The sequence below is a fragment of the Pseudomonas sp. BB438 genome (genome assembly GCF_057180225.1).
In genome coordinates, this window is the sequence record NZ_CM170001.1 from 775,213 (window position 1) to 788,323 (window position 13,111).

13 protein-coding genes are annotated in these 13,111 nt (G+C 65.7%); 7 read left to right on the top strand and 6 right to left on the bottom strand.

Annotation, left to right across the window (positions count from 1 at the left end; all coding sequences use genetic code 11):
* Positions 1-4 precede the first annotated feature (4 nt).
* From mltB to lipA, 6 genes are all read left to right on the top strand, one after another.
* Positions 5-1,027, top strand: a complete 1,023-nt coding sequence (gene mltB / locus AC1ZV1_RS03785; protein WP_484295566.1) for a lytic murein transglycosylase B — start codon at positions 5-7, stop codon at positions 1,025-1,027.
* On the top strand, positions 1,024-2,049 hold the full coding sequence (locus tag AC1ZV1_RS03790; protein WP_484295567.1) for a septal ring lytic transglycosylase RlpA family protein: 1,026 nt from the start codon (positions 1,024-1,026) through the stop codon (positions 2,047-2,049). The genes mltB and AC1ZV1_RS03790 overlap by 4 nt, the downstream gene beginning before the upstream one ends.
* A gap of 98 nt (positions 2,050-2,147) precedes the next feature.
* Positions 2,148-3,305: a D-alanyl-D-alanine carboxypeptidase family protein gene (locus tag AC1ZV1_RS03795; protein ID WP_054906759.1), complete on the top strand. Its 1,158-nt coding sequence runs from the start codon at positions 2,148-2,150 to the stop codon at positions 3,303-3,305.
* A 190-nt stretch (positions 3,306-3,495) separates the two neighbouring features.
* The gene (locus AC1ZV1_RS03800) at positions 3,496-3,795 is read left to right on the top strand and encodes a DUF493 domain-containing protein (protein WP_484295568.1); all 300 of its coding nucleotides are present in this window, start codon (positions 3,496-3,498) and stop codon (positions 3,793-3,795) included.
* Complete coding sequence (gene lipB / locus AC1ZV1_RS03805) at positions 3,795-4,448, top strand: lipoyl(octanoyl) transferase LipB (protein WP_484295569.1); 654 nt, start codon at positions 3,795-3,797, stop codon at positions 4,446-4,448. The genes AC1ZV1_RS03800 and lipB overlap by 1 nt, the downstream gene beginning before the upstream one ends.
* Positions 4,445-5,440, top strand: a complete 996-nt coding sequence (gene lipA, locus AC1ZV1_RS03810) for a lipoyl synthase (RefSeq protein WP_192290498.1) — start codon at positions 4,445-4,447, stop codon at positions 5,438-5,440. Before lipB ends, lipA begins: the two co-directional genes overlap by 4 nt.
* 43 nt (positions 5,441-5,483) lie before the next feature.
* On the opposite strand, the gene AC1ZV1_RS03815 is transcribed toward lipA, so the two are convergent.
* From AC1ZV1_RS03815 to arfA, 3 genes are all read right to left on the bottom strand, one after another.
* On the bottom strand, positions 5,484-6,746 hold the full coding sequence (locus AC1ZV1_RS03815) for a lytic murein transglycosylase (protein ID WP_484295570.1): 1,263 nt from the start codon (positions 6,744-6,746) through the stop codon (positions 5,484-5,486).
* Positions 6,747-6,915: 169 nt separating this feature from the next.
* Positions 6,916-7,215, bottom strand: a complete 300-nt coding sequence (locus AC1ZV1_RS03820) for a hypothetical protein (RefSeq protein WP_484295571.1) — start codon at positions 7,213-7,215, stop codon at positions 6,916-6,918.
* Between the two features lie 71 nt (positions 7,216-7,286).
* Positions 7,287-7,439: an alternative ribosome rescue factor ArfA gene (gene arfA / locus AC1ZV1_RS03825; protein WP_045215115.1), complete on the bottom strand. Its 153-nt coding sequence runs from the start codon at positions 7,437-7,439 to the stop codon at positions 7,287-7,289.
* A gap of 191 nt (positions 7,440-7,630) precedes the next feature.
* Between arfA and AC1ZV1_RS03830 the strand changes: the two genes are divergently transcribed.
* Positions 7,631-7,981, top strand: a complete 351-nt coding sequence (locus tag AC1ZV1_RS03830) for a YciI family protein (RefSeq protein WP_484295572.1) — start codon at positions 7,631-7,633, stop codon at positions 7,979-7,981.
* 16 nt (positions 7,982-7,997) lie between these two features.
* Here the strand turns inward: AC1ZV1_RS03830 and AC1ZV1_RS03835 are convergent, their stop codons facing one another.
* The 3 genes from AC1ZV1_RS03835 to capB form a co-directional block, all read right to left on the bottom strand.
* Positions 7,998-8,942: an AraC-like ligand-binding domain-containing protein gene (locus AC1ZV1_RS03835; protein ID WP_484295573.1), complete on the bottom strand. Its 945-nt coding sequence runs from the start codon at positions 8,940-8,942 to the stop codon at positions 7,998-8,000.
* Between the two features lie 98 nt (positions 8,943-9,040).
* Positions 9,041-11,122, bottom strand: a complete 2,082-nt coding sequence (gene capA, locus AC1ZV1_RS03840) for a caprolactamase subunit alpha (RefSeq protein WP_484295574.1) — start codon at positions 11,120-11,122, stop codon at positions 9,041-9,043.
* 11 nt (positions 11,123-11,133) lie between these two features.
* The gene (gene capB / locus AC1ZV1_RS03845; RefSeq protein WP_484297497.1) at positions 11,134-12,807 is read right to left on the bottom strand and encodes a caprolactamase subunit beta; all 1,674 of its coding nucleotides are present in this window, start codon (positions 12,805-12,807) and stop codon (positions 11,134-11,136) included.
* Positions 12,808-13,111: the final 304 nt, after the last annotated feature.

Here is a 13,111-nt window from a genome sequence, read left to right on the forward strand (position 1 = left end):
AAGAGTGAAGAAAGGAATGCAAGTACTGCGCGCCTGGGCTGCCAGGGGGGTGCATTGGGTCGGAATCGCGGGGGCGATCGGCATGTCCGGTGCCGCTGGCGCGGGCGACTACGATGGTTCGCCCCAGGTGGCCGAGTTCGTCAGCGAGATGACCCGTGACTACGGCTTCGCCGGCGAACAGCTCATGGGCCTCTTCCACGACGTGGAGCGCAAGCAATCCATCCTCGATGCCATTTCCCGCCCGGCCGAGCGCGTTAAGACCTGGAAGGAATACCGCCCGATCTTTGTCACCGACGCGCGCATCAACCGCGGTGTGGATTTCTGGAACCAGAACGCCGAGGCCCTGGCCCGCGCCGAGCAGGAATACGGCGTGCCGGCCCAGTACATCGTCGCCATCATTGGCGTCGAGACCTTCTTCGGCCGCAATACCGGCAACTTCAAGGTGATGGACGCGCTCTCCACCCTGGGCTTCGACTACCCGCCGCGCGCTGATTTCTTCCGCAAGGAACTCAAGCAATTCCTGCTGCTGGCCCGCGAACAGCAGGTCGACCCGCTCAGCCTGACCGGCTCCTACGCTGGCGCCATGGGTCTGCCACAGTTCATGCCGAGCAGTTTCCGCGCCTATGCCGTGGATTTCGACGGCGACGGCCACATCAATATCTGGAGCGACCCCACCGATGCCATCGGCAGTGTCGCCAACTACTTCAAGCAGCACGGGTGGCACACCGGCGAGCCGGTGGTGTCGCAGGCGGACATCGGCACGTCCACCGCCGAAGACGCGCTCACCCAGGGCCTCGACCCGCAGATGAACCTCGGTCAGCTACGCTCCCGGGGCTGGCGTACCCATGACGTGATTCGCGACGACCTGATGGTCACCGCCATGCGTCTGGAAGGTGCCGAAGGCACCGAATACTGGGTCGGCCTGCCGAACTTCTACGTGATCACCCGTTACAACCGCAGCGCCATGTACGCCATGGCGGTCCATCAGCTGGCCGGCGAGATCGCCAAGGCGCGAGGTGTCCATTGAGCAAGCGAATCGCACGTCCCGGCCTCTGGTCGCTGGCCGCCTGCGTTGGCCTGAGCACCGTGTTCCTCGCCAGCTGTACCGGCAACCGCGCGCCCCAGCAGCAACCGGTCGCCAACAGCGGCATTTCCGGCCCGTATGACTACAACCGTCCGCACCGTGACGGCGCGCCCTGGTGGGACGTGGATGTCTCGCGCATCCCCGATGCCGTGCCGATGCCGCACAACGGGCCGTTCAAGAACAACCCCTACACCGTACTGGGCAAGACCTACTACCCGCTCAACAACGCGAACACCTATAGCGTGGTTGGCACCGCCTCCTGGTACGGCACCAAGTTCCATGGCCAGGCGACCGCCAACGGCGAGCAGTACGACCTGTACGGCATGACCGCCGCGCACAAGACCCTGCCGCTGCCCAGCTACGTGCGCGTGACCAACCTGGACAACGGCAAGAGCGTCATCGTCCGCGTCAACGACCGCGGCCCGTTCTACTCCGACCGGGTGATCGACCTGTCCTTCGCCGCCGCCAAGAAGCTCGGCTATGCCGAGACTGGCACCGCCCACGTCAAGGTCGAGGGAATCGACCCTGATCGCTGGTGGGCCGCCCAGGGCAAGCAGCCACCGATGATCATGGCGTTGCCGAAGATGGCCTCGCAGCCTGCCGCCGCACAGCCGCAGGCGGTTGCCATGGCCCAGCCCATCGAGACCTACACCCCGCCCGCAGCACAGCACGCTGCGCCTGTGGCGCCAGTCCAGATCGACTCAAAAAAAAACGCTTCATTACCAGCCGATGGCCTGTATCTCCAGGTGGGTGCCTTCGCCAACCCGGACGCTGCGGAGCTTCTCAAGGAGAAGGTCGGCGGCCTGACGGGGGCGAAATCCTTTATCAGCTCGGTCGTGGTCAACCAGCAGACCTTGTACCGGGTGCGCCTGGGGCCGATCGGAACGCAGGATGAAGCAAGCCGGATGCAGGACAGCATCCGCGTGGCCAACCTTGGCCAACCCAAGCTCGTGCGCCTGGACTGAGATTCCACCGTACGCGCCGCAGCGGCCCGCCAGAGGTCGCGGCACCCGAGTTCCCCCCAAGGGGATTGTTTGACCATTAGTGAACCCCAGAGAGACGGATGAACATCTTCAACTTCGCCAAACGCCTGTCCTTGCTCGTGCTGTTCAGCGCCCCCGTGGCCAGCTGGGCAGCTGAAGTCGTTCCCGCCGCCCCGCAGCTCGCGGCCAAGGCCTGGGTGCTGATGGATGGCGCCAGCGGTAACATCCTGGTCGAGAATGCCGGCGACGAGCGCCTGCCGCCTGCCAGCCTGACCAAGCTGATGACCGCCTACATCGCCACCAAGGAAATCGAAGGCGGCCGCATCGCCGAATCCGACCTGGTGACCGTCAGTGAACATGCCTGGCGCACCGGTGGCTCGCGCATGTTCATCAAGGTCGGCTCCCAGGTGTCGGTGAGCGACCTGTTGCACGGCATCATCATCCAGTCCGGCAACGACGCCTCGGTCGCCCTGGCCGAGCACATCGCCGGCAGCGAAGACGCCTTCGCCGACATGATGAACACCACCGCGCAGAAGCTGGGCATGACCAACTCCCACTTCATGGACGCCACTGGCCTGCCCAACCCGGACCACTATTCGTCCGCCAAGGACATGGCCGTCCTGGCCCGCGCGATCATCTACGGCGAGCCGACCCACTACGCCATCTACGCGCAGAAAGAGTTCTTCTGGAACAACATCAAGCAGCCCAACCGCAACCTGCTGCTGTGGCGCGACAAGACCGTCGACGGCCTGAAGACCGGCCACACCGACGAAGCCGGCTACTGCCTGGTGGCCTCTGCTGTGCGTGACGGCCAACGCATGATCGCCGTGGTGTTCGGCACCAACAGCGAGCAGGCCCGTGCTGCCGAGACCCAGAAGCTGCTGACCTACGGCTTCCGCTTCTTCGAATCGCAGACCTTCTACAAGAAGGGCGCCGAGCTGACCAAGGCCATGGTCTGGAAAGGCTCCGAGCACGAAGTCAAAGCCGGCCTGTCCGAAGACCTGACCATGACCGTACCGCGCGGCCAGCTCAAGCAGCTGCAGGCCAACATGGTTGTCGAGCCCAACCTGATGGCGCCGATCCAGCAGGGCCAGGTCATCGGCAAGGTCGAGGTCAAGCTGGGGGACAAGGTCGTGCGTACCTCTGATCTGGTCGCCCTGAACGCCGTGGAAGAAGGCGGTTTCTTCCGCCGCATCTGGGACAGCATCCGCCTGTTCTTCTTCGGTCTGTTCAACTGACCGCCCGTCCCGGCCTTGCACTTTTGTATACAAGGTCGGGATTGACCCGCCCGCGCAGTCGCAAACTCGGGTAAAATGCCCGCCTGCGACTGCCTGGTCCTCCCGTGGCCCGGCGGCCGTCGTCCGATCCACCCGGAGCGCCCCCATCCCGGACGCTCATGCGGAGGCGGGCCACCCGCCCGCGAGAGCCATGACTGATACTCCTGATTCTGTCGATACCACAGAACAACCCGCACCGAAGATCGAGTTCCCCTGCGAACGCTATCCGATCAAGGTCATCGGCGATGCCGGCGAAGGATTTCCCGACCTGGTCATCGAAGTCATCCAGCGCCACGCGCCGGACCTCGATATCACCACGCTGGTCACCCGTGACAGCCGCAATGGTCGTTTCCTGTCCGTGCAGGTGCTGATCACTGCGACGGGCGTCGACCAACTGCAGAACATCCACAAAGACCTGCGTGCCACCGGCCGCGTCCACATGGTGCTCTGATGGGCGACACGCTGGGCTTTCGTGAGTTGGGGATTCTCCCTTACGAGCCGACCTGGCACGCCATGCAGCGCTTCACCGCCGAGCGCGAACCCGACACGCCCGACGAAGTCTGGCTGCTCGAACACGAGCGCGTCTTCACCCAGGGGCAGGCCGGCAAGGCCGAGCACGTGCTGTTCCCCGGCGATATTCCGGTCGTTCAGGTCGACCGCGGCGGGCAGGTGACCTACCACGGTCCCGGCCAGTTGGTGGCCTACCTGATGCTGGACGTGCGTCGCTCCGGCATCGGCGTGCGCGACCTGGTCTCGCGCATCGAGCAGAGTCTTATCGGCCTGCTGGACAGCTACGGCGTCACGGCTGTGTCCAAACCCGACGCTCCGGGCGTCTATGTGGACGGCGCGAAGATCGCTTCCCTCGGCCTGCGCATCCGCAACGGCCGCTCCTTCCATGGCCTGGCCCTGAACGTGGACATGGACCTGGAACCTTTTCGACGCATCAATCCCTGCGGTTACGCAGGCATGGCCATGACCCAGCTGAGTCAGCTGGCTGGCCCCATCGCATTGGCCGATGTGCGCGAGCGCCTGCGTGGCGAGCTCGTCGAACGCCTTGGCTACGCGGCACAGAAGACCCTAACGGGCGGGATCCAACCTAGATGAGCACTGTTGTGGAGAATTCCGGCCAGGCCGCCCCGGCCGCCAAGCCGGGCAAGGTGGAAGTCGGCGTCAAGCTGCGCGGCGCAGAGAAGGTCGCGCGCATTCCGGTGAAGATCATCCCCACCGACGAACTGCCGAAAAAGCCCGACTGGATTCGCGTGCGCATCCCCGTTTCCCCCGAGGTCGACCGCATCAAGCAACTGCTGCGCAAGCACAAGCTGCACAGCGTCTGCGAAGAAGCGTCCTGCCCGAACCTGGGCGAGTGCTTCTCCGGCGGCACCGCCACCTTCATGATCATGGGCGACATCTGCACCCGCCGTTGCCCGTTCTGCGACGTTGGCCACGGCCGTCCGAAGCCGCTGGATGTCGATGAGCCGACCAACCTCGCCATCGCCATTGCCGATCTGCGCCTGAAGTACGTGGTGATCACCTCGGTGGACCGCGACGACCTGCGCGACGGCGGTGCCCAGCACTTCGCCGACTGCCTGCGCGAAATCCGCAAGCTGTCCCCTGGCGTGCAATTGGAGACCCTGGTCCCGGACTACCGCGGTCGGATGGACATTGCCCTGGAAATCACCGCCAACGAGCCGCCGGACGTCTTCAACCACAACCTGGAAACCGTACCGCGCCTGTACAAGTCGTCCCGTCCGGGCTCCGATTTCGAGTGGTCGCTCGACCTGCTGCAGAAGTTCAAGCAACTGGTCCCGCACGTACCGACCAAGTCCGGCCTGATGCTCGGCCTGGGCGAGACCGACGAGGAAGTCATCGAAGTCATGCACCGCATGCGCGAGCACGACATCGACATGCTGACCCTCGGCCAGTACCTGCAGCCCTCGCGCAACCACCTGCCGGTGCAGCGCTTCGTCCACCCGGATACCTTCGCCTGGTTCGCCGAGGAAGGGGAGAAGATGGGCTTCAAGAACGTCGCCTCCGGCCCGCTGGTACGCTCCTCGTACCATGCTGATCAGCAGGCTCACGGTACCAAGATCGGCTGAACCGTCGATCCATGAAAAAGGCGCCTTCGGGCGCCTTTTTTATTCAAGCCTTCTGTCGGAGCTGGCCCAGCAGGGCTGGGGTCGGATAACCATCCGCCGGGGAGCCGACGGATTGCTGGAAGGCGCGGATCGCCTTGCGCGTGTTGGCGCCGATGATTCCGTCTGCGGTGCCCGGCTGATAACCGCGCTGTGCCAGCAACTGCTGCAGCTCGATGCGCTCGGAGCGGCTGAGCGGGACGTCGCCCACCGGCCACTGTGCCGCCAGTTGTCCACCGCCCTTGAAGCTGTCTGCCAACAGGCCCACGGCAAGCGCATAGGAGGTGGAGTTGTTGTACGTGAGGATGGTGCGGAAGTTGTCCGTCACCAGGAAGGCCGGGCCACGGTAGCCGGCCGGCAGCAGCAGCGAGACGCTCGCCTGTGGGTTGCTGGGCAGGTTGCCGCTGGCGACCCTGATGCCCTGGCGTAGCCACTCGTTCATCGGCTTGCGGATATCCATGTCGGCCTGGGCGTAGTCGAATCCCGGCGGCAGACGCACTTCGAAGCCCCAGCTCTGTCCACGTTGCCAGCCAGAGGTTTTCAGGTAGTTGGCGGTGGACGCCAGTGCGTCGGGGGATGAGCCCCAGATGTCGCGCCGGCCGTCGCCGTCGAAGTCCACGGCGTACTGGTTGTAGGTGGTCGGGATGAACTGGGTCTGGCCCATGGCGCCGGCCCAGGAGCCGATCATGTTGCTCGCGGGCACATCGCCATGCTGGAGAATCTGCAGCGCGGCGATCAGTTGATCGCGGCCGAAATCAGGGCGACGGCCTTCATAGGCCAGGGTGGCCAGGGAACGAATGACGTTCTTGCTGCCCATCTGCTGGCCGAAGTTGCTCTCCATGCCCCAGATCGCCACCACGGCTTCGCGGTCGACGCCGTAGGTCGTGTCGATGCGTTGCAGCACATCGACGTTCTGCTGCAGGCGGTCCTGGCCGTTGCGCACACGAGCGGGAGACACGGCACTTTCCAGGTATTGCCAGACGGGCCGGGTGAACTCGGGCTGGCTGTGGTCGGCGGTGACCACGGAATCGTCCGGCTCGATGCCGGCAAAGGCAGCGTCGAAGGTCTGCGCGCTGATGCCCGCCGCCAGCGCCTGTGCGCGGAAGCCGTCGCGCCATTGGGCGAAACTCTGCGTCGGTTGCGTATGCTCGGCGGAAGCGCCCTTGGGCGGTGGCTCGGTACAGGAGGTCAGCAGACCGAAGCTGGCCAGGGACAGCGCGGCGATGAGCAGGCAGCGTTGGCCGACAACAGGTGAAACAGGCGTGCGCATTGCTCTCCTCGGGAACTGGCAGGGGAGGGGCCACCTTAGCATGGCCACTGTGACGCGTCTGCGTTGGGCAGAAACGATAGGTCTGCAGATTCGATGGCACGGGCGGGCGAAAATTCCCGCGACGGCCAGACGCTCGTCGGGCGGAACCAGGCTGTGCTTGCCGGGTGCGCTATGGCGTGGGCTTGGTGCCGGTTTCCCGATCGACTTTCGGCGCGCTCTGGTTCAGCTCCTTGAGCATATCGTCGTAGGCGGCGCAGTCGTCCGGGCGCTGTTCGCTGGAGCGGGACTTCTTCATTTCGGCCAGCTTCTCGTTGAGCTTCTGGGCGCGCTGGGGATCGCTGCGCGTCACCTCGGTGACCTTGGCGGCGACCTGCTTGCCCTTGGCTTCGGCTTCCTGGTCGGAACAGAACGCGTGGGCGGACAGGCTGAAGGGGAAGGCGAGGATGGCGAGAATCAGGGGGGCTTTCATGTGAGGACCTCCAGGGCTTGGCTGTCCGGTTGAAAGCGAAAGAGGGGAGTGGTTCAGGTTTTCTGAGTATTTCAGGCCGCCAGAAGCGAAGAAGCCTCCCAGTTACGGGAGGCTTCGCGGCGGTAGCTGCCTTTGCCTTTGAGCGGCTGTTCCTGGCGGCTGCGGAACAGGGGTTGTGCGACCAGGGACTTGGCCTTGTTCGGTCGTTTGGATTTCTTCGCCATCTGCGTTTCCTCGTCTGGCTTGTCTCTCGGAGTCCGGCCAAGCGCCGGCGCGGGCATCTTCCGCCTATCTGGCACGCTTGTCCATGCCGCTGGTCTGGCGGCTAACGGGCCAAGGCCGACGTGCGCCGAACAGGGCTACGCTGGGACGGCGGACCTTTCTGACAAAACGGACAAGAGCGAGGACGAGGGCGATGAAGTTTCTCTGCATGATCTATTTCGACGAGCGCAAGGCGGCGGAACTGCCTGAAGCCGAGCTGCGCGGCATCGTCGACGAGTGCATGACCTACAGCGAGCAGTTACGGCGCAGCGGCAACTACATCGCGGCCAATGCGCTGTTGCCCACCGCCACCGGGCGCACGCTGCGCGGACAGGGCGACAAGCTGGCGGTGACCGACGGTCCCTTTGCCGAGACCCGCGAACAGCTGGGTGGCTTCTACCTGATCGAGGCGCAGAGTCTGGATGAGGCCGAGCGTATCGCTGCGAAGATTCCACCGGGACGCCTCGGATGCGTGGAAGTGCGCCAGGTCCGCGAGTGGGAGTGAGGCGGCGCCTACCTGATCACGGACTCGAGCGGCGCAGGGCGCCAGGCGCCATGCCGTAGCGCTGCTTGAACGCCCGGTTGAAGTGGGCCTGGTCGGCGAAGCCCCAGCGATAGGCCAGTTCCCCGATGGAGACCGGTGCCGGACTCGAACGCAGGGCCTCGTGGCAGGCCTCCAGGCGCAACTCGCGGATCCAGTCCTGCACGCTGCGACCACTCTGACGGAACAGCAGGTGCAGGTAGCGCACCGAGATGCCGCAGGCGGTGGCGATCCCGGACGGATTCAGTGCGCTGTCCCCCAGGTGGCGGAGTATGTGTTGCTCGATGCGCCGCAGGTGCGCCGCACGCACGGCGCCGCTGTCGCTTTCGCCGGGGCTGTGGCGCTCCAGGGCCATGCCGAGCAGTTCCAGCAACTGGTTGCCCAGGCGCCGCCCATCGCCGGGCTGCAGTTCGGGCAGGCGGCGCGCGCTGAGGGCGAGGTAGTCGGCGAACAGGGCGCCGGCGCCATGGCTGGCGTCGAAGTTGAGGGCGCAGCGCTGATCCGGGACGGCGACGTGACGGTGCAGGATGCGCTCGGGCAGCTTCAGCACCCACATGGCATTGTGTTCCGCGTACTGGAACTCGTAGGGCTCGCTGCTGCGCTCCAGCACGAATGCGCCGGGATCGCAGCGGGTCTGGCGGCCGCGCTGGGTAAATTCGAAACAGCTGTGCAGGGGCAGGGTGAGCAGGAAGGATGACTCGTCGCACTGCGCCAGGTGGTGCGTCTGGCGCCGGTAGCGCAGCGGGCTGGACTCCAGGTACGACAGGCTGAGATCGCCCAGTTCGTGGGTCTCCAGGCGGCCGCGGAAGCCCGGCGCCCGGGCGAAGTCCAGCTCCAGGGGGAAGTACGTCTGGCTGACGCAGCGATTCCAGTACGCCTGGCGCTGCTCGCCTGGAATCTCGGTGGTGTCGTAGCGGTCGTGCATGGGAGGGGGCCGCGGTTCGCCGGGGAAGTGGTTTCTGCAAGCAGGTCCCGTGCCGGCCGCGGGTCCGGGCCCCGTTCATCGCCGGGGCCCGGTCGTGCTCAACGCTGGCGGGTCAGGCGATAACAGCCGGACTCGTGCAGCTCCACGACCCAGTCCGGGCGGATGAGGATGTTGGTGGTGGCTTCCTCGATGACCGCCGGGCCGTGCAGGCGGTCGCCGGCCATCAGTGCTTCACCCTGGTAGACCGGGGTGTCGCTCCAGATGCCGTCCTCGCCGAACAGCATCGGTCGACTGCCGACCAGTGCGCGGCGCACCTGGCCGTCGCTGGCGGGCAGGCTCGGGAAGGGGGGACGCGAGACGCGGCCGATCACCTGGCTTTCCAGGTTGACGATCTCCACCGGATTGTCCGGTTCGGCGTAGGTATAGAGCGCCTCGTGGCGGCGGTGGAAGGCAGCGACGATGGTGGGCAGCGTGGCGGCATTGACCGGCATATCGCCGATTTCCACGGTGCACTCGTGAATCTGCCCGACGTAGCGCATCTCCAGGCTCCGCACCAAGGCGATGTCCTCGTCGCGGAAGCCGTCGCCGCGCAAGGTGGTGCGGCCCTGTTGCTCCAGTTCGGTGAAGGCGGCCTCCAGGCCAGCGAGGTCGGCATCCTCCTGGGCGAGAATGGGATGGGTGGCCAGGTAGTTGTGCTTTACGTCGGAGAGGATCTGCCCGAGCGCGCAGAGGCCGGAGGCGACCTTCGGGATCAGGACGGTATCGATACCCATGTCTTCGGCCAGCGCGGTCATGTGCACCCCGGCTGCGCCGCCGGCGCCGATCAGGGCGAAGTCGCGCGGATCGTAGCCGCGCTCGATGGAGACGCGGCGGATGCCGTTGACCATGTTGGCGTTGACGATGGCGTGGATGCCCCAGGCAGCCTTGTCGACATCGATGCCCAGCGGTTCGGCGATCTTCGCGCGGATGGCCTCCAGTGCAGCCTCGTGGTCGAGGCTGATGCGTCCGCCCAGACGCGCGGCAGGGTTGAGGTAGCCCAGGGCGAGGTTGGCATCGGTGACGGTGGGCAGCTCGCCGCCCTGGCCGTAAGCCACGGGGCCAGGGCTGGAGCCAGCGCTCTGCGGGCCGACCTCGAGCATGCCATAGGGGTTGATGTGGGCGATGGAGCCGCCGCCTGCGCCGAGGGTTTCCACCTGGATCATCGGTACGCCGATGCGCTGGCGGAGGAAGTCGGCGTCGCGGCTGAGGTTGGTCTTGCCTTCGCGGGTCAGCGTGATGTCGAACGACGTGCCACCCATGTCGACAGTGATGACGTTGCGGATGCCGAACGGCTGGGCGACGAACAGACCGGCCTGGGGCGCCGACGCCGGCCCGGAGTTGATTGCGTTCACCGCGCGGCCGCGCATGTGCTCGCCGGTTGCCAGGCCGCCATTGGACTGGAAGTAGCGCACCGGGCGCTGGGCGCCGAGCTGGCGGAAGTAGTCGTCGATCTTCGCTACGTAACGCGCCATCACGGGACTCAGGTAGGCGTTGACCAGGGTGGTGGAGGTACGGGTGTATTCGCGAATCTGCGGGAACACCTCGGTGCCGGTGCAGACGAAGACGTCCGGCAGCATCTCGCGCAGGATGGCGGCGGCGCGCTGTTCATGGGCGGGGTTGCGCACGGACCAGAGGAAGGACACGGCGACCGCCTCGACGCCTTGCTCGGCGAACAGCCGCGCGGCGGCGCGCACGTCGTCCTCGTTCAGCGGGGTGTGTTCCCGGCCATCGGCGAGGATGCGCCCGCGCACCGGGCGGCGCAGGAAGCGCTGGGCCAGCTGTGGCGCCGGCGGGTAATCGGGGTCGTAGCGGTAGCCCTCTTCCTTGTGGCCCAGGCGGATCTCGATGCTGTCTTCGTGACCCTGGGTGGCGAGCAGGCCGACCTTGACGCCCTTGAGTTCGATCAGGGCATTGAGCGCCACGGTAGTGCCGTTGATGCAGAGGTCGCAGTTGGCGACGATTTCCTCTACCGGACGGCCGAGGGCCTGGCTGATCTGGCGCAGCCCGTCGGCGATGGCCAGGGTGCCGTCCTGCGGGGTGGAGAGTGCCTTGAACAAGTGCACGCGGCCCTCGCGTTCGGCCAGGATGAAGTCGGTGAAGGTGCCCCCGGCGTCGACGCCGAGGCGGTATTGGCTGTGCATGGTCGATTTCCTCAGGCGGATTGGCGGCGTTGGACGGTAGCGGTGGAATCGACGTCGCCGTCGGCGGTAAGCACCACGCCATAGTCGAGTTCGGCACCTCGCGCGGAGACCAGGCCGTCTCGCACGTCGCGCAGGACGTCCGCGGGCAGTCGCTGGAAGGCCTGTCCGTAGCCGCCACCACCGGGGGTGCGGTTGATCAGTCGCTCGCCGGGCTTGAGGACGGTCATGACGTTGCGCGTGTGCGTCTCATGCTCGCCTGCGCGTACCAGCTCCACGCCCCCGAGCTTGGGTTCGATCAGCGCATTGGCGGCGCCGGCGGCGCCCATGGTGGTGCGCTGGCGGCCTTCGCCGAAGGAGATCACGGTCATCTCGTGGTCCAGCGGCTCGACTTCCAGGCAGGTGCCCGAGCCTCCGCGCAGGCGACCGGCACCGGCACTGTCGGCCATCAGCCCGTAGCGGTGGATGAGGATGGGATAGCTGTACTCCAGCAGTTCGATGTCTCCGGAGTACAGGGCGCCGAAGCAGCACAGCGGCCCGCAGGCGTGCCAGCCGTCCAGCTCGGAGGTGGCGCCGGCACCGGAGATGATCGAGGCGAGCACCATGGTCACGTATTCCTCGCCGGTGCGCGGGTCGACGCCGGCGATGTTCACCCCACTGGTGTGACCCCACGAGGCGGTGACGCGCTCGGGCGCCGCCTGCTCGAAAGCCTGGCGTACCGCATCGGTGAGGGTTTCCATCGGCGTGGTGGTGCAGTTGACGTGGGGCGCTGGTTCTTCCGCGTTGCAGAGGGTGCCCTTGGCGCCCAGGTCGACCGACACGCAGCGGTACAGCCCGGCGTTATAGGGCGGCGGAACCTGGGCGAACATCATCAGCCCGAGGTAGATGCCGGACATCGAGTTGCCCGCGTAGGAGTTGATGAAATAAGGCACCTGCGGCGGGCTTTGCACGGCGATGTGGCAGGTATCGTCCTTGATCGTCACGGTGGCGCTGATCGCCAGTTCACCCAGGCCGTGGCCGGAATCTTCCAGTACCGCATGGCCGGTGTAACTGCCATCGGGGACCGAGCGGATCAGCTCGCGCATCTGCCGGTCGGCCATGTCCTTCAGCTCGGCGATGCATTCGCGCACGGTGGCGACGCCATATTTGTCGAGCAGGGCGAGCAGGTTGCGCTCGCCGACCCGGCAGGCGCCGTACTGGGCGTTGAGATCGCCTTCCTGGTTGCGCCGGGCGCGCATGTTGGTGAGCAGCAGGTTGATCACGTCCTCGCGACGGCGGCCTTTCTCCCACAGCTTCACCGGCGGAATGCGCAGGCCTTCCGCGTAGATCTCCTTGGCGTCGGGGTTGTAGCCGGCCGGCACCGGGCCGCCGATATCGGTCAGGTGGCCCTTGCAGACGGTCCAGAACACCAGCTCGCCTTGGTAGAACACCGGCTTGTACATGCAGCAGTCGATGATGTGGCTGCCGGCATAGGTGGGGTCGTTGTGATAGATCACGTCGCCTTCGGCGATGTCCTCGCCGAAGTAGCCGGAAACCGCCTTCATCGCGGGGATCAGCGAACCCAGGTGGATGGGAATGTCCTGCCCCTGCAGGATCATTTCCGAGTGATGGTCGAAGAGCGCGTTGGAGTAGTCGTGCGCCAGGTTGAACACGCTGGAGCGGCTGGTCTTCTCCAGGGTCAGGGTCATTTCGCGCTGGGTCATCTCCAGCGCACCTCGCACCACGGCGAGGGTAATCGGATCGGCCGGCATGCTTGTTCTCCTTATCGGGGCGGATCGATGAATCGACGATAGGGAGGTGCGCGTGCGGCGTATTGCGTGGCAGTGCAGTGGTTGTTGTCGCCCAGTGCACTGTCTGGCGCTGAGAGGCTGCGACGCTTTGTCGCAAATTTTGTAACAGACCTTTTCAGTTGCACGGCTGTGGCGCGTACTGGGGCTCAGCTAGTTTAGTAGCTGGCTAAGTATCGATTCGGTGTGCAGGGACCGCAACGCC